This is a genomic window from Streptomyces sp. NBC_00122 (assembly GCF_045160845.1).
Classification (GTDB): domain Bacteria; phylum Actinomycetota; class Actinomycetes; order Streptomycetales; family Streptomycetaceae; genus Streptomyces.
Genome location: NZ_CP108191.1, coordinates 7,238,368 through 7,254,742 on the forward strand (window position 1 = coordinate 7,238,368; position 16,375 = coordinate 7,254,742).

Below are 16,375 nucleotides of genomic sequence, written 5' to 3' on the forward strand. Positions count from 1 at the left end.
GTCCTCAGACGTCCGGTAACCCTCACGGAGCTCGAACAGGCCCAGCTCCCAAGACCCTCCGCACCCACTGTTGTGTAGGTGCGGCTGATCGCTGGTCCGTTGCGAGCAAGGAGAAGGCCCCCACCGTGGTGGAGGACTTCGCGCCTGAGTAACGAGGGCGCGGCTGGCGCGGCCGTCGCTCAGGCCGTTACCGCCGAGGCTCGCGGCGCGCTGCCAGGCGAGCGCCGCGCGCGTCTGCTCAGCCGGTGGCTGCTGCCTGCCCCTTCGGCGCTCTCGATCACCGAAGCGACGTCCGCGGGCAGCAGGGCGCGGGCCAGGCTGCGGGCGCCCCAGGCTCGGCCGGCGGGCGGAGGGTTCCGTAGCCCAGGAGGGTCAGGGACCAGCAGTCGCCTCCCGATGCGGGTTTTGACGGGGTTGCAGCGCCGGACGCCGACATGCTGTCCGGGGTGGATGGGGTGGAGGTGGGGCCACCGCCCCGAATGGTCGGGGCGGTGGGGTGGGTTCAGATGGAGCCGACGATCTTGTGGGGGGTGACGCGGATGACGACGCGTTCGCTGTCGTCGCCGGCGCGGGGGTTGAAGTCGGCGTAGTCCTTGCCGGTGTACTTGCGGGAGAGCTGGTTGATCAGGTCTTGGCCGCCTTCAGTGGTGAGGCCTGCGGTGCCGCGGACTTCGGCGTAGGTGTACGGGGCATCGTGGGGGTTGATGAGGACGGTGATGCGCGGGTCGCGGCGCAGGTTTTCTTCCTTGCGGCGTCCGACGGTGGTGGAGATGAGCAGGTCGTTGCCGTCCCGGGCGAGCCATGTGACGGTGACCTGCGGACTGCCGTCGGGCTGGATCGTGGCGATGGAGGCGAAGACCGGGGAGTCGTCGATGATCCTCTTCAGGTCGTCGGAGAGAGTAGCGGGCATGGTCGGCTTCCCTTCCTGGGGTTCTGCTCCTGGTTAAGCGGCAGGGACATCCTGGGGAAGCTGTTGGTTTTCGGGCAAACGAGGACTTGCGCCGTGCGGCCGGCCTGCGTGGGTGTGTCCCGGAATTCCGCTAGGGGCATCTGGCGAGGGAGTCCGGTGGGACTGCCGCCGATCAGGAGTCGGTTCACCCGGATGGACCCCACGGACGCGCGAGGCCCCCGACGGCGACCGCCCTCCGTCTTGCGGTCTCTGGATGTCGCCGATGCCGAGCTGATGGAGCAGGCCCGCCCCGGCGGGGCCGGCAGCGCGGTGTGTGAGTGCGCTTACGGAGCTGCTCGGGTGGGCGGTCTGGGCCGGGAAGACGTCAGGGCCGGCCCGGCGGGTGCGGGTCTGCCCTGAGGTGTGCGGCACGCGCGCCGCAACGCGGTGCTGCTGTGTCCCCGTCTGCGAAGTCACCAGCATTCGAGGGGTCCGCCGGTTGCCCGGTCGGTTCTGCACCCCACGGTGCCTGGTCGCGGCCACGGGAAGCAAGTCGGGTGTGGACGGACCTGGACGATCGGGTGCCAGAGGGTAGGGAGACCGTAGGGCTGGGCGACTGGGGCCGGAGCCAGCGGCGGACCCAAGACGGTCGAGCCGGCCTCGGCCGAGCCGGAGCGCCACGTGAGGACGCCATCGTTCTCGCCGACCTTGTCAGCGGCGTGTTCTTGCAGGTCGTCGCGGATGTCGGCAGGGTTCCACTTCGCTCCGGCGAGCAGGTGCTGCAGGCCATCGGGGGTTGCGTGGCCTGCCTGCTCGGCCAGCTGCCAGCGGTTCTTTCGGGCTACTGGTGCGAGCAGGCCGCGTACGTAGTCACGCATGCGGCGGCGTAGTTCCACCCGGCCGAAGCGATGGCCGATGTTCACGAAGAGGTCGTCCAGTTCCAGGTTCGACTGCTCGCCAACACGTGCGCTGATCACGTGGGGAAGCTGCCCCCTACGCTGCCACTACCTGCGGCGCTGTCGCACGATCGAGGGGCGGCTCGTCGAAGACCGCCCCTGACCACTCCGCAGCCCGCTACACCCCAGCCGCCCAACCAAACCCGCAGCTCAGACAGCGAAATCCTGCTGGAGTACTAGCGTCACCACCAGTAGACGGGGTAGCGGGAGCTGGCGGAGCGGGCGCGGGAGAGGGCGCAGCCGGCGAGGACGAGGAGGACTGCCGAGCCGGCGAGGAGCGGCACGAAGGTTCTGGGGTCGGGTGTTCTCAGGACGATGACGACGGCGGTCGCGCAGGCCGGGGAGTGCGGGGTGCGGGCCATGGTCATCAGGGCCAAGCCGAGTCCGGCCGCGAGGGCAGCCGCCCATGAGGCACTACCCAGGGCGGCGAGGGTTCCGTATCCGACGGCGGCGCAGATCAGGTGGCCTGCGATCACGCTGCGGGGTTGGGCTAGGGGCAGGTTTGGGACGCTGTGCACGATCGCGGCGGATGCGGCCAGTGGGGGGATGAGGACGGGTTCGTGGATCACAGCGCCGATGGCCGTCAGCGCCAGCATGACGGCGGTGGCGCCGCTGATGCTGTGCAGGGCATCGCGCGGCGTCGGCGGGGCGGGGGCGCGGCCCGCCAAGCGGGGCAGCGCCCGGGCGGATGGCCGGTCGGGCGGGGGTGGTGACGGCGGGATTGTGGTGGTCCGGTCGGTGCTCAAGGAAATGACGTCTTCAGAGGATTGGCCGACGGGCAGGGACCCGATGGCGGTGATTGGCAGGGGCAGGAGTCTCTTCGGCTTGTACCGCTGTGACAGCCACTGCGATCGGCAGGGACGGGGGGACACTGCAGAGGCCCGGTGTGGGGGCGGCCGTGACTCCCCTGGATCATACGAAGCCCGACAAACCGTGCAGTAGCCAGCCCCCCCCGAACGCCGCGGAGGTAACGACTTCGGACCGCACAGGTGCGGCTCTTCGGGGGTTGTGCTGGCGATTGCTCGCAGCGGGGGCTGGACGGTTGCTCTCCGCGGGGGACCGGAGGTGCTGCCGGAAGTGTGAACCCCCGACATCGAGCGGACGCCACCTGCTGTGCGCGATCGGCTGCCGCCGTCGCTGGAGGCACTGTGCCGGTACGGCGCGGAGTGGACCGCGACGAAGCTGCGGTGGGGTCCTTGACGAGTACGCCGACGTCAAGGGATGACGCCTCCACCATCCGAAACTCCGGGGTCTGTGGCATTCGTGACCGGCACCCCGACCCACAGGATTTGACTATTCCTCACTCGGCCCTGCCAACGCCATTGCGCACCGTGCCCGCCCGGTGGCAACGCCAGGAGGTGAATGGACGATCGAGGCAGGCGCGGTGGTCCCGGCTGGTGACTGTGGCTGCGATAGGCAGATCGCATGACTGTACTCAGCTCCCGTCGCTACGCTGCCGTCCTGACGCTGGCCGCGGTGACGCTGCTGTTTTCTTCCCCCCCTTGGCGGCAGCCACGTCTGCAGCAGCTGATCAGGGCCCCGCCAGCGCTCATGTGGAAGTCGCAGATCCGGGTCGTGAGGCGCTGCGGCTCCTGGCTCAGCCGCCGTTCCCGCCCACTGACCTCGGCTTGCTGACCACGGGGGCGTATCCCGATGCGCCTCCGATGGAGCCCGCACTGCCCCGCGGCATCACCGTTCGGGAGCTTACCGAGCAGCTCAAGGCCACACTCAAGCCTCGCGGCAGCCGGGCAGTCGAGGAGGGACTTGCGGTATTCCACAGCGAGCAGATCACCGCCGTGGTGCCGGATCCGAACCTGCGCGCCGCCCTGGCCTCGCTGGCCGGAAGCCCCGCCCGGGCCAGTATCCAGGCGATCCGCGGCGATGCCTTCTCGCGGGTCGTCTTCGGCACCACTCCGAATCCGGACGCGACCGCTCAGGTCATCGCTGCTGATCCGCTGCCCTTCATCGTCTTCAACCAGCGGTTCCGTTACGAGGACTTCCGGCTCCTCCGGGTCGTCTTCTCGCACGAGACCCTCCACCAGGACCGGAACGTCAACGCCAACGAAGAGCTCACCCAACACAACCCTGCATACCGCCTACTACGCGCAGTTGCTCCTCCAGCAGCCGCAGCTGGCGACCTCCCGCACGGAGCTGTCCCGAAGGCTCAGCACCGGGCTGATGGCCCTGTTGAACACGCGGGACGACCGCGGCCGACAGCGGTTGATTCATTCCACCGGAAACGTGCTGCCCGGCGCAGCCACCCCGCTGCCCAGCTTCGCCGCGGCCTTCCTCGGCCTCACCCCCGATGGAGGCACGGGAACCGACCCGACATCAGTGCCGGGCAACGCGAACCTGGACTTCTACCTCAGCGCCATCACCCGCGCCCGCCGGACTGGGATTGCCTTCGACACCGCCACCGTCCGGCTCCTCGACAGACGTCAGGCCTGGGGCAGCCCCGGAGAGCGCATCCGCCTCGCCCGGCTGCTCGAACTCCACATCCCGCTGCACTCCGGTACGCACCGCGTCCCCACTCGACCGTCGTCATAGCCGGGCTGAGCGCCCGGCCGCTGCCGACTCCGGGCATGGGCGGACGGCGTTCGTTCCGCAGAGCGGCAGGGCACTGACTCCCATCATGGATCTGGCCCTGGGCCGCCTGGCGGGCACTGGCAGGTAGTCGTGGCGGCGGCGGCCGGTGACTCCCGAACTCATCGATTTTGATCATGTGGCGGGCTGCTGCCGTCGGGTCCGTTGCCCGGGGCCGGCGGTCTGAGCGCCGACGCCGGGGGTTCGCCGGACACCCGTCCCGGCCGGGGAGGGGGCCGAGACCGTGGGGTGTCCGGGTGCCGTACGGATCCGGGCGGCAGCCCGTCGTGCGGGCGGGCCTGCCGCATGACGCCGGGGGAAGGGCGGCATGCGGCGGGGCCCGCTCCCGAAAGCGACCCACCTGCGAGGTGTTCGCTTCCGGTTACCACGCGTCTGTCCCGGCCGCCCTCCCCCAAACGCCTTCCCCTCCAGAGATTCTGAGGGGACGTCAAGGGCTGCTGTGCTCTCGCGGCACGCGAACGCAGCTACGTGGGCCACTCCGGATGCAGTATGGGCCTGCCCGCCGCACTGTGGATGCATGGCGGACCAGACGGAGATCGTGATCCATCCCGTGTCACCGCAGGGCGGCCGCAAGGTCACCGTGCACGCGCTCGGCGTGGACGCGGACCTGGGCCGGGCGTTCACGCCCGGGGACGTGTCGGAATTCCTGCGCCGGGCCGGCCTGGAGGATGTGGACCTGTCCGAGGACGGGCCGATCCGCTGGGAGGGGGGCGGCCCCGAGGTGTGGACCGGCGACATCTGACGCCGCCGGGCACCTACCCAACAGCTATCCAGTCCGGCGGCTTGCTCGGGCGCCATGTCGGCGTACACGTGAACAGACGAGTACGTAGACATCTGGGGCGCTGGGGCTGTCGGCGGGGACGGTACGGCCGTCAGTACCAGGTCCCCGCGCTCTGCCAAGGGCCGACCGCCTGGATTCGCCGAGGTCGCGACTGCTGGGGTCTGTCTGGTCCGGGAAGTGGGCTCGTTCAGGAGTCATCGGCCTGCTGCCGGGGCCGGCGCGCGGTCAGAGGTGCGGACGCGAGGCCCCTGCGACTGCCGGACAGGTGTGCGCCGGCGGGCTGCCCGCCGCCATGGACGTCGAACTGGAAAGCACGCGACTGGCCGCCCTCCTCGACGGACTCACCCTCCAGGCAACGCTACTGCCGGACCGCTATCCGCCGACGCTGCTCCGGCAGGTACTCCGTCGACACCTGGACGCCCTCAAAGGCTGCCTGTGCCCCACCGGCCCGGGCGGGGTTCGGGCAGGATGATCCGGCGCACCGGAGGTCACCCGCGGCGGTGGCGCCCGGTTCCGACCGTGATCCGGAGGTCCCAGTGACGTCGCACGACGACCAGGCACGGCGTGACGAGCTGTACCGCGACCCGTACCCGCTCTACGACCGCGCCCGCCGCGCCGAGGGACTGACGCACGTGCCCGACTTCGACGAGTGGCTGGTGCCGCGCGACCGGAACGTACGGGAGGTGCCGTGTCGGCCCACTGGATCTGCGCAGAGTCTGGCTTCATCAGCCGCCTGGCCTGCTGCGTTGTCCTGCCGGGTGGTGTGGTCGTGATGAGCGACGTGTGGCAGTGGGTGGCGACGGTCTTTTGCGCTGGGTGTGAGTGGCATCGTTCGTGGTGACGGGGCTGGGTGATGGGTGTCGTCTGTTGGTGAGGGCCGGTGTCGTTTCCCGGTGAAGGTCTGCTGTCGCTTGTGTAGGCCCATCCCGGGGCGGTCGCCGTTCGGGTTTGTGGCGTGCGGGTCGCGGCCGCCGTGCATGCCTGCGCCGACCCGGGGCGGGCCCGTGTTCTGGACCGTTGATGAACCGACGGAGTCCGGTGGCCGCCCATCCCGAGTGGGCCGGACGCATGATGCTCTGGCCGCCGGTCTGGGCTGCGCCGGGGCGGGCCCGGGTCGGCGCATCGCGGTGGCGGCGCACGTCCGCGCAGGTATGGCGGCAGGGGGCCGGTCCTCATCAGTCGAAGTCGATGTCGCTGTCGGGCGTGAGGTCGACGTCGGGCTCGTCGTTGCCGCCGTGCCCCATGTCGTCGCCGGACACCGCGTCGCCTCCGAGCTCAGTGATGTGGGGCCGCGGCGGCTGTGGCCGCCGTTGCTGTTGGGGGTGTCCTGGTCGTCGTCTTCGAGGCCCTGCTGGTAGTCGGGGTCCATGAGGTCGCCGCCCATGACGCCGGGGACGCTGTGGTCGCTGTCCTGGAGGTCGGGGTCGTGGCCGTCGTTGTGGGGGGGTCTGGGTGACGTGGTGCTGTGGGGCGGTCGGTGCGGCCATGGCGGTGGCGGGGAGGGCCACGCCGGCGCCGAACAGCGTCACGGATGTGCGGCGAGCACGATACGACGGTTCCAGGAAATGCTGTTCATCGGAGTTCTCCGCGGAATATTGCAGGGTGGGCTGTTTTTCGGACCCGTATCGTCCGGGGCTTTCCCCGGTGGGGCCTGCTTCCAATGAGCCCCTCCGCAAGGCTGCCGTCATGTCACCGGAATACGTGGCTTGACACCCGGCGTCGGCCCTGGTTCGACTGGCCGGGGCGGATGTGTGGGCCCGGACGTGCGGGTGTGCGCCCCCGTCGGGCCCACCGCACCATGACCGTGTCTGCGTACCCCGCGGCGAAGGAGACGGCCAGGCCCTCGGGCCATCACCGCCGTCGACGGCCAGCCCACCCCGAACATCGGCTCCTACTGCCAGGTCATCAACAACCTCCGCGCCGGTGCCACCGTTCCCTCCACCATCCAACGCGCAGGCCAGACCATCACCCTCCAGGCCACCCTCGACAGCTGACACACCTTCCAGCCGGGAGTCGTTGATCCGACCGGATCAGCGACTCCCGGCATGCCCCGACGATCAACAACGCCTCATGTCATCGACCGCATCTCGCGTCGTCTCCCACTGACGTTCTGAGGTTCTGGCACGGGAAGCGTGAAGCGGTGACTGACGGTGTCGTGCGGTGGTCGGCGCCGACCGGCCGGCGGTCGACGACCTGGCGGTGGCAGGGGCGCTCGAAGAGTTCGTCGGAGCCGGGCATCAGGCCGGCGGGGCTGATGTCGAGGCGCTGGGCGAGTTCGGGCAGGACGGGGAGGTCGGGGAGTTCTTCGAGATCGATCTGTTGCCCTGGTCGACGCCGCGCTGGAGGACGCCGCTGCGGCCGAGGGCCACCCGGAACTGCCCTGGCGTTTCCGAGGCTCTCCTACCGCTCCCACGGCGCGCGGGCGATGTGGGGAGCCCTGCTCCTGCGTCGCTGATCCATGCAGGTGCCGAGCGAGGGCGGACATTCCGCGGAAGAGGGCCGGCCGCTGCCCTGTCCCAGGCCAGCGGGGCCGCTCCCGTCCGGGCATTGCGCCCCGGCGCACCACACAGACGTCGGCTGAGCAACGAGCGCTGACAGAGCCGCCCCGACCACAGCCGCCGCTTCATCAACCACACCCTCAAGTTGCACACCGGCACCTGAGCGAACCACGGCTCGCCACCAAGTGGCCCAACCTCGCTGTCCGCGGGAAACGTCCCGGTACATTCCCGAGGGAGCCGTATCCATCAGGGACGCCCGGCCATGTATGACCTCGGCTGCGTGGGCCTACGCCGCGGAGGGCCACAATGAGGGTGCCGACCATGGGCGACGAGCAACAGGCTCCGCCGACACCCGACGAAATCCAAGCCAAGGTCGGAAAGCGTCTGGATGACGTCGCCAAGATCCTGGCCGGTGCGCTGATCACCGTTGCCGGGATCATGACAACTCTCGGGCTGTCCAGCGACATCGTGTTCGTCGCCCTCAACAACGAGTCATGGCCGATCTACGTGGCCTCGCTCTGCGCCATCCTCGCCATCGTCTGCAGCATCGTCGCCCTGCTCGTCCACCCCACGCGGCGGGGCAATCTGTGGGAGACCGGCGTTCTCGTCCTCGGAGTCATCTTCTACATGGTGGCTCTCAGCGTGGCAGTGATCGGCGCGGCCAAGGCCGCCGGCGGGAACGGACGGCCCACCATCACCAACGTCAAGATCGAAGGCCCGCGGTCCCATCTGCGAGTGACCTTCGATGTCCACGCCAACGGCGTGGAGACATGGGCCACCATCCAGGTGTTCGTGACCCCCATGCGGGCTGACCTGAGTACGCCCGTCCAAGACTCGGTCGACGACTATTCAAGTGAGCTCAGACCTGACGACGAAGGCGCGGTCGAGCAACGCGTCAGCATGCCAATGGCACTGCCACCACAGGCGGGGGGCATCAGCATCGTCGCCCTCAACGCGGGCGACGGAACCGACGACGTGTGTAACGCACGCACCCAGCGCGGGCCGACCTGCACGTACATCCGCATCCCGTAAGGCGAGAACCCGAGGGGTTCCTCACCCAGGCCGTGGAGCCCTCCTGCCGGGACACCGGCCGACTGCATGCACGTGCGCCACCGATCCGCCGCGGCACTGGGCCGCCTTCCGCGACCCGCCGACCAGACCGGTCACGCGGCCACCGTCAGTCACCTCTTCACGCTTCCCGTGCCAGAGCCCGTTCTGACGTCGTCCGCCAGCAGGGTGGTCCGTGACGGGGTGGCATACGCCGGCCCGGGGGAGGCGTGCGTGTGCAAGCGGCACGCCTGCGTCGGCATCGGCTCCATCTTCTGGTGGAGTGAGCACAGGACCGCGGCCGAGCCGGTCATGGAGTGGCACCCCGGCGGCGGGATCCGCTGCAGAGAACTCGCCCAGCGCTGACTTCCGCCGCGCGACGGCGTGCCGCTGCGCCGCCCGACGGAGACGGCGCCGTTCCCTTCGGAACACCGCGTCGCCGCGGCAGCGCCCCGGCGCGCTCACCGGCAGGCAATCCGCGTCCTGGCCGCCGCCGTACGAGACTGTTTCAACCTGTCTATCGAGGTCAGCGGCGTTGAGCCGGGAGTCCGGCGAACCCCTCCCGTTCGCGGAACAGGCACAGTCACGGAAGCGCGAACGGAGGTGCCGGGCCGCTCGGTGCGCCTGCCGTGCGAGTCTGGTTGACCGTCATCAGCGCAGCCCGGACGTCCGCTCTTGCCGGTGCCGAGTATCAGCTGCCAGCTCGGCGAGCCCGAGGTTCGGGCTAGTACTGCAACGGTCTTTGTCGTGGTGGTTTGTTGGTTTCTGGTGGGGTGTGGCCGCGTCGTTTGTAGTGGCTGATGCGGGCTTGGTGTTGTCGTCTGCGGCGCCAGTGTGACCAGTGCAGGATGTGGTCGATGCTCGGGCGTGGGCGCCGATGGCGAGGGCCATGCGGCGGTGCCAGCCGTCGTAGCGGCGGACCTGGTAGTCGTCCAGGCCGCACTCCTGCTTCGCGGTCTGGAAGCATTCCATTCCTCGACCGCCCACCGGCTGCCCGCGATGTGGATCAGCTCGTCCAGTGATGCCTTTGGAGAAACCGTAGTCGGCGTCCGCGGTCACCCACCCGAACGAGATCCGGTCCGCGCTCGCCCGGCGGATCAGGGCCTTGGCCATCACCACTTTCGTCTCGAAGCGGACCGTGTCCTCGATACCGGCGGCCCGGAACCGGTCGCGGTCGTCCGTCCACGAGGTGGGCAGATGCAGATGCAGACGCCGGTCGATCAACGTGCGGCCGTGACTGTCGGCATAGGCGAGGAAAACTCCGATCTGGGAGTTGTCCCGAGGTGCTCGATTACGTAGTCCCTCACGTCGTCCAGGACCTGATCGGCGTCCAAGTCGATCCGGTTCAACAGCCGGTGGATCCGGTCCGGACCGCAATCCCGGCCTCCTCGGCCAGCGCCCAGCCGTTCTTCCGCTCCAGCGGGGCGATCAGCCCGCGCACGTACGCCAACGCCGCCTCACGCGGCTCCGACCTGGAGAAACGGTGCACGAACCGCTCGTGCAAGAGTCAGAAAGCGCCTATAGCGGTCGACACAGTGTTTGGATCTGTCGGGAGGCGATGAGGCAGCAGGCCAGCTTGAGGGGGTTACGGGGTACGGGCCGGGAAGGTGAAGGTGTAGCCCTGGGCTGAGAGCCAGGGCAGGTAGCGGGTCAGCGCGGCGACGGTCTGTGAACGGTCGCCGCCTCCGTCGTGGAACAGCACGGTCGGCTGGGCGGGCAACTCCTTCTCGACGGCGGAGAGGATGGAGGGCAGGCCGGGCCTGCTCCAGTCTTTGGGGTCGACGCTCCAGCCGAGGGGCCGCATCCCGCTCGCGGCCGCGATCTCACGGCTCGCGGGGGTGAAGGCACCGCCCGGCGCCCGGTAGTAGTCGACGGGAACGCCAGGGGCCGCTTTCTCGATCATCTCCTTGGCCGCGAGGATCTGCCGGCTCTGGTAGGCGACGGGTTTGTGATCCATCGTGACGTCGTGGTCCACGGAGTGGTCGCACAGCCGGTGTCCGGCGGCGGCGACCTGGCGGACCAGCTCCGGGTGAGCCTGGGCCTTGGTGCCGATCATGCAGAAGGTGGCCTTGACCTTGTTGCGCCGCAGCACCTCCAGCACCTGCGGGGTCCAGCGGGGGTCGGGGCCGTCGTCGATCGTGATGGCGATGTCGTGGCCCGCTCCCTGAGCGAGGCGGGATATCCCGGCCGGCACCTGCGCGATCGCCGCCTCCGGCGCCTGCGGCCGCGCCTGTGCGGACCCGGAGCGCGAAGCGGCGGACTGGCCTCCGTTGCCGCCGGTCGCGGCGAGCGCTGGTGCGCCGGCTGAGGCCAGCAGGCCCAGTACGGCCGCCGTCACGCTGAAGCGCGCCCGGCGGCGGCCTCCGGAGGTGGTGGTGCTCATGGATGCGTTCTTCCCTTGCCCTCGCGCTTCGGACTCTCGTTGCTCGTCCAGGCTAGGCGGCCGACGGTTTGTCCCTCTCAGCCGAAAGGCCCCTTTTCGCTGTTCGGGCTGTGATGATGGTCACTCCGGCAGTGGGCGCAACGGCTGCGTGCCATTGCGGCCGACCGGGCGGGGGAGTATCAGGAGGGTGGGTGGGCCAGGTGCCCACGCTGGCCCGCCGCCGGGACCTGCCCGTGCTGTCCGGGGCATCGACCTCCGCCGGAGCACCCAGCATGGTGAACCGGCTCTTGTCGCTGCCCTCACCTGCGATGGACACCGCGAAGTACTGGACCACTGGCCCTGCCACCGCTGTCGACGGGCTGCTCGTGGTCCCTCGGTTTCACTGCGGTCCGCGATCGCGCCGACCACGACCGTCCACATGCCCTCGCGCAGTAGAAAGCGGCGGGGTGACTGCGATCGGGTAGTCCCCGGAGCGGGAGCCGGAGCCGGGCCAGATGCAGGCGAAGGGGATCAGTGCCGGTGCAACCGGCGGCCCGCCGCGCCCTCCGGTGGAGGGGGCGGCGGGCCGCTCGCTGCATCGCGCGGGCATCTAGGGAAGGGTGCAGACGACCAACGGCGTCGCGGTTGCTGTGGCGGTGCCGGTGTTCTTCACACCGATCACCCAGCCCCGGTCGGTCGGGGCCGAGTCGGTGATGAAGGTGAGTGAGCTGCTGGTGCGGCCGCCTCCCCCGGTGGGCACGCCCGACGGACAGTCCACCTGGGCGTAGCTGAAACCTCCCGGGGGGATGGACACGGTCGGGCCCCGGGACTGGGGGTGGGGGCCCATTGCCGCCGCGGCACCGGTGCTGGCGGGGAAAGCGGGCTTGGGCGGATCGTTCCTGGAGCCCAGTGCATTGGCGGCGGTCACGCCGCTGGCGAGGAGCACGATGGCGGCCGTGGCGGCCAGGGCGAGGGGGTGGATGGATTTCATGCTGGCGTTCTCCGGGCACTCGATGTTCGGGACAGCCTTGGGCTTCCACATCCCGCCCGGTGATCCACCCGGTAACTCGTTCAGGTCAAGAGGAAACGTATATGCGTATGTCGAAAGAGTGAACCCTGCTTCGCGCGGTCACGGGTGCGCTGGCTGTATCGCCCACGAGCGCCGTCGACAGGCCGGCAGCGAGGGTGATGTTCTTGGTCTGGCGAGCGGGTCGCAGGTCTGCGATCTCCGGGGTGGTGACCGTGGTGGTGAGGTAGCGGAGTACTTCCCGGGCGATGCCCGTTTGCCGCCCACAGAAGGAACGCTTGCTTGCAGCGCCGTGTGCGCGGATGGACGGCTCTGACACGTTGACTCGGCCCAAGCGGCAGCGCGCTCCGTCCGCTGCGCTTGGGGCACTGTCGGTGGCAGGGGAGAGGATGCCGGTACGACACTGCTGCCGATCACCGCGCCCGCGTCCCTGTTGGACGCCCACCGCCTCGACCCCGAAGCCGGCGGATGGGATTCAGGGCTGACCACGCAGTGGCCGCACGCCTGCGCCTCGCCGAAGCAGCCGTCCCATTCACCAGCGTGCATGCCCTGGACGTCGGCTCCTGGCCCGCCACGGACTGGTCGGTCACCCACCCGGCGCCCGGCCCGGCCCGTCAGGGGCGCACGAGTAGAGGGGCCCCGGCGGGAGGGTTCGCCGAGGCTCTTCTCGTGGTGGCCGAGGTCCGGGATGGGGCTTGTAGCCCACGTTGCTCGCGGAGGAGCCACGTGACCGCGTGACGCGGGGTATGCCACAACATTGGCGTCGTGGTCAGGTCCTCCCCAGTTCCGGGGGTTTGCGCGACTAGCCTCCGCATCATGCTGCGTATCGCTGACACAGGCACCGGCCGCCTCGTGGAAATTCCTTCCGCACACCGTCACCTGTTGCGCATCTGCGTCCACCTGCCGGTCACCGACACCCGGATCGGCACGGTGCACCTGCGGGCGCCCCTGCTCGGCGACGTCCTGGCACGTACCGCGGAACTGCACGGTCTGGCGTCCCAGACGGTCCTCACCACGCCAGACCTGCCGCATGAGCAAGCCCAGGCGCTCGATCGCGCTATGTCCGATCTCGGTATCCACCCGCCCGCCACCGTCGGGGTTCACGATCTGACCGACTCGCTTTGCGACGCTGCCGATGTGCACGTGCTCGCTCACGGCACCCCCAGACAGGACACCGCCGACGGGGTCTGGATCTACGTGGGCCGGCTCAGCCCAGCACCCCCGGACGAGGGCGTCCCCGTCCGTGGAGGTCTCCTCGCCTCCGGTCTCTTGGAGGCTTTCGCCCCGGAGGGGACCGATCCGCTGGCTGTGCGGATGCTGCTGCTCGGCCACGCCTACCGCACGCCGGTCACGGTGACCAGCTCCGCGCTCGCCGAGGCCCGGCGGACGCTGGGGCACTGGCGGCAACAGGTGGCCGAGTGGGCGCAGGAGCCGTCCAGGCCGATCCCTGCCGACGTCCTGCGGCAGGCGCATGCCGCACTCGCCGATGATCTCGGCGTTCACGCCGTCCTGGACATGCTGGTCGGCGTGGCGGGGCGCGCCGACGTGCCGGCCGGAGCCAAATTCGAGACGTTCGCCTTTCTCGACCGCGTCCTCGGGCTGGACCTCGTGCGTGAGGTCGGCCGCCAGCACCGGGCGACGCCATGACTTCACGCGACTCCCGGCGCCTGGTCGTCCTGCGGCACGCCAAGTCCGCCTGGCCGGACGTGCCCGACTCCGAGCGGCCACTCGCCCCGCGCGGACGCTGGGACACGCCCCTGCGGTCGGCCGCTGGCTGCGCGAGGCCGACTGCGTTCCCGACTTGGTCGTGTGTTCCTCCACCCGCCGCACGCGCGAGACATGGGACCTCGTCGCGGCCGAGCTCGGGGCCGCCCCGCGCCGGTCATCTACGAGGCACGCCTCTACGGGGCGAGCGCCGGGGAGTTGCTCGGGGTCGTACGGGAGGTCCCCGCGCAGGTGCGGACGCTGATGCTGATCGGGCACAACCCCGGCGTACAGGAGCTGGTTCTGATGCTTGCCTGTGAGGCGGACGGCTACGTGCTGGAGCAGACCCGTACGAAGTCCCCGACGTCCGCAATCGCGGTGCTGCACGTGTCAGGGCACTGGGCGTCCCTCGAAGCAGGTGCTGCCCGGCTGACCGACATGGTCGTGCCCCGCGGCGCGAAGCCGACTGGGCGTGCTCGCGGGGGTTCCAGGCGGGTCGATCGCGGCGAGCTCGGCGGCCCGGCGGCGGGCGCGGCCCGGGTCCTCGCCCAGCCCGCCGGGGCGGCGGACGTTGGTGAGCCATTGCCCGAGGGCGAGGTCGAGGACGGCTGCCCCCGCGGTACGGCCAGGGTCCCGTGCAGCTCGTGATACGCGCGGGCGGCGACGATGTCGGTTTTGAAGCCGGCGTCGGCGGTGTCCCACGATCCCGAGCTCTTCCAGCTCGGCCGCGTGTTCGCCACTGATGGTCCCAGAGATAGGGGCACCCGCGTGCGGCCGTTCAGTTCACCGGGATGATGTCGGGCGCGCCGAGCCGCACCGCGTCGGCGGTCCGGTCGTCCGGCTGCTGCTGGGCCTCGCGCTCGGCGGCCACGCGCTTGAGGTAGTGGTCGACCTCGCGGTCCTGGTGCGCCCGGTCCCATCCCAGGTGGGGCGCCATCAGCTGGGCCACGGTCGGCGCCGCGTCCACCCCGCGGTCCCAGGACTCGATGGAGATCCGGGTGCGCCGGGCGAGGACGTCCTCCAGGTGGCGGGCTCCCTCGTGGGTCACCGCGTACACGGCCTCGACCCTCAGGTAGTCGTCGGAGCTCGGCAGTGCCTCGCCGAGCGCGGGGTCGGCCGCCACCAGGGCGAGCAGCTCGGGCGCCAGGGAGCCGTAGCGGTTCAGGAGGTGCTCGATGCGGGCGACATGGAGCCCGGAGCCCTCGGCAAGCCGGTGCCGCGAGTTCCACAGCGCCGGGTAGCCGTCGGCGCCCAGCAGCGGAACGCGGTGCGTGACGCAGTCGGGGACCTTCTCGTCCAGGGCGCGGGCGGCCTCGTCGACCGCGTCCTTGGCCATCACCCGGTACGTGGTGTACTTGCCGCCCGCCACCACGACGAGTCCGGGCACAGGATGGGCGACGAGGTGCTCCCGGGACAGCTTGCTGGTCTCCGCCGCCTCGCCCGACAGCAGGGGGCGCAGGCCGGCGTAGACGCCCTCGACGTCCTCGGGGACCAGGGGGGTGGCCAGGACGCTGTTGACGTGTTCCAGCAGGTAGGTGACGTCCTTGGAGCTGAGGGCGGGGTGGGCCTTGTCGAGTGTCCAGTCCGTGTCGGTGGTCCCGATGATCCAGTGCCGGCCCCAGGGGATGACGAACAGCACGCTCTTCTCGGTGCGCAGGATCAGACCGGTGCGGGAGTTGATGCGGTCACGGGGGACGAGCAGGTGGACGCCCTTGGAGGCGCGGACGTGGAACTGGCCGCGGGTGCCGGCCATGGCCTGGGTGTCGTCCGTCCACACCCCGGTCGCGTTGATGACCTGCTTGGCCCGCACTTCCGTCTCGTCGCCGCTCTCCAGGTCCGTGACGACGGCGCCGACCACCCGCTCGCCCTGTCGCAGGAAGCGGCTGACGCGGGTGCGGTTGGCGGTCAGCGCCCCGTACGAGGCGGCCGTGCGGGCGAGGAACAGGGTGTGCCGGGCGTCGTCGACCTGGGCGTCCCAGTACTGGATGGCGCCCACCAGGGCGTCGGAGCGCAGGGCAGGCGCCTCGCGCAGGGCCCGGTGCCTGCTCAGGTGGCGGTGGTGGGGCAGGCCTCCGGAGGTGCCGGAGGCCCGGGCCATCGCGTCGTACAGCAGCACGCCGCTGCCGACGTACGGGCGCTCCGTGACGCGGTGTTGCAGGGGGTAGAGGAATGGCACCGGACGTACCAGGTGGGGGGCGAGGAACCGGAGCATGAGGCCCCGTTCCTTGAGGGCTTCGGCGACGAGGCGGAAGTCGAGCATCTCCAGGTAGCGCAGGCCGCCGTGGATGAGTTTGCTGGAGCGGCTGGACGTACCCGAGGCCCAGTCGCGGGCTTCGACGAGACCGACGCTCAGGCCCCGGGTGGCGGCGTCCAGGGCAGCCCCGCTGCCGACGACGCCGCCTCCGACGACGAGGACGTCGAGCTCGCCCTGTCCCATGCCGGCGAGGGCCTGCGTGCGGGCTTGGGGCGAGAGGGCCACCGGATCGACCATGGTCTCCTCCTCAGTG

At 70.2% G+C, this 16,375-nt stretch carries 14 protein-coding genes and 2 pseudogenes; 8 read left to right on the plus strand and 8 right to left on the minus strand.

The window, feature by feature from the left end:
* Window positions 1-502 precede the first annotated feature (502 nt).
* The 4 genes from OG737_RS33150 to OG737_RS33165 form a co-directional block, all read right to left on the minus strand.
* On the minus strand, window positions 503-910 hold the full coding sequence (locus OG737_RS33150; RefSeq protein ID WP_328929900.1) for a PPOX class F420-dependent oxidoreductase: 408 nt from the start codon (window positions 908-910) through the stop codon (window positions 503-505).
* Window positions 911-1,362: 452 nt separating this feature from the next.
* Window positions 1,363-1,866: a transposase gene (locus OG737_RS33155; RefSeq protein WP_405922355.1), complete on the minus strand. Its 504-nt coding sequence runs from the start codon at window positions 1,864-1,866 to the stop codon at window positions 1,363-1,365.
* Between the two features lie 161 nt (window positions 1,867-2,027).
* Complete coding sequence (locus tag OG737_RS33160) at window positions 2,028-2,513, minus strand: HPP family protein (protein ID WP_405922356.1); 486 nt, start codon at window positions 2,511-2,513, stop codon at window positions 2,028-2,030.
* A 780-nt stretch (window positions 2,514-3,293) separates the two neighbouring features.
* Window positions 3,294-3,872, minus strand: coding sequence for a hypothetical protein (locus OG737_RS33165; protein WP_405922357.1), 579 nt, complete (start codon window positions 3,870-3,872; stop codon window positions 3,294-3,296).
* 82 nt (window positions 3,873-3,954) lie between these two features.
* Between OG737_RS33165 and OG737_RS33170 the strand changes: the two genes are divergently transcribed.
* The 6 genes from OG737_RS33170 (at window position 3,955) to OG737_RS33195 (ending at window position 9,141) form a co-directional block, all read left to right on the plus strand.
* Window positions 3,955-4,392 carry a hypothetical protein gene (locus tag OG737_RS33170; protein ID WP_405922358.1) on the plus strand — a complete coding sequence of 146 codons (438 nt, stop codon included), beginning with the start codon at window positions 3,955-3,957 and terminating at the stop codon, window positions 4,390-4,392.
* A gap of 574 nt (window positions 4,393-4,966) precedes the next feature.
* The gene (locus OG737_RS33175; RefSeq protein WP_328929903.1) at window positions 4,967-5,191 is read left to right on the plus strand and encodes a hypothetical protein; all 225 of its coding nucleotides are present in this window, start codon (window positions 4,967-4,969) and stop codon (window positions 5,189-5,191) included.
* 304 nt (window positions 5,192-5,495) lie between these two features.
* Complete coding sequence (locus OG737_RS33180) at window positions 5,496-5,702, plus strand: TetR family transcriptional regulator C-terminal domain-containing protein (protein ID WP_405922359.1); 207 nt, start codon at window positions 5,496-5,498, stop codon at window positions 5,700-5,702.
* 64 nt (window positions 5,703-5,766) lie between these two features.
* A complete protein-coding gene (locus OG737_RS33185; protein ID WP_405922360.1) occupies window positions 5,767-6,003 on the plus strand; it encodes a hypothetical protein in 237 nt (78 codons plus the stop codon).
* 2,046 nt (window positions 6,004-8,049) lie between these two features.
* Window positions 8,050-8,760: a hypothetical protein gene (locus tag OG737_RS33190; protein WP_405922361.1), complete on the plus strand. Its 711-nt coding sequence runs from the start codon at window positions 8,050-8,052 to the stop codon at window positions 8,758-8,760.
* A 249-nt stretch (window positions 8,761-9,009) separates the two neighbouring features.
* Window positions 9,010-9,141 carry a hypothetical protein gene (locus OG737_RS33195; protein ID WP_328929907.1) on the plus strand — a complete coding sequence of 44 codons (132 nt, stop codon included), beginning with the start codon at window positions 9,010-9,012 and terminating at the stop codon, window positions 9,139-9,141.
* A 423-nt stretch (window positions 9,142-9,564) separates the two neighbouring features.
* Here the strand turns inward: OG737_RS33195 and OG737_RS33200 are convergent.
* From OG737_RS33200 to OG737_RS33210, 3 genes and pseudogenes are all read right to left on the minus strand, one after another.
* Window positions 9,565-10,279: pseudogene (locus OG737_RS33200) on the minus strand (transposase); the annotation flags it as partial.
* A gap of 81 nt (window positions 10,280-10,360) precedes the next feature.
* Window positions 10,361-11,158 (minus strand): polysaccharide deacetylase family protein, encoded by a 798-nt coding sequence (locus OG737_RS33205; protein WP_328929908.1) that lies wholly within the window; start codon window positions 11,156-11,158, stop codon window positions 10,361-10,363.
* Between the two features lie 589 nt (window positions 11,159-11,747).
* On the minus strand, window positions 11,748-12,128 hold the full coding sequence (locus tag OG737_RS33210) for a hypothetical protein (protein WP_405676467.1): 381 nt from the start codon (window positions 12,126-12,128) through the stop codon (window positions 11,748-11,750).
* 852 nt (window positions 12,129-12,980) lie between these two features.
* Here OG737_RS33210 and OG737_RS33215 point away from each other — a divergent pair.
* Both OG737_RS33215 and OG737_RS33220 read left to right on the plus strand, forming a co-directional pair.
* Window positions 12,981-13,811 (plus strand): hypothetical protein, encoded by an 831-nt coding sequence (locus OG737_RS33215; RefSeq protein ID WP_328929911.1) that lies wholly within the window; start codon window positions 12,981-12,983, stop codon window positions 13,809-13,811.
* Window positions 13,808-14,330: pseudogene (locus OG737_RS33220) on the plus strand (SixA phosphatase family protein); the annotation flags it as partial. The gene OG737_RS33215 and the pseudogene OG737_RS33220, both read left to right, overlap by 4 nt.
* Window positions 14,331-14,646: 316 nt before the next feature.
* Here OG737_RS33220 and OG737_RS33225 read toward each other — a convergent pair.
* The gene (locus OG737_RS33225; protein ID WP_328929912.1) at window positions 14,647-16,359 is read right to left on the minus strand and encodes a glycerol-3-phosphate dehydrogenase/oxidase; all 1,713 of its coding nucleotides are present in this window, start codon (window positions 16,357-16,359) and stop codon (window positions 14,647-14,649) included.
* Between the last annotated feature and the right edge of the window lie 16 nt (window positions 16,360-16,375).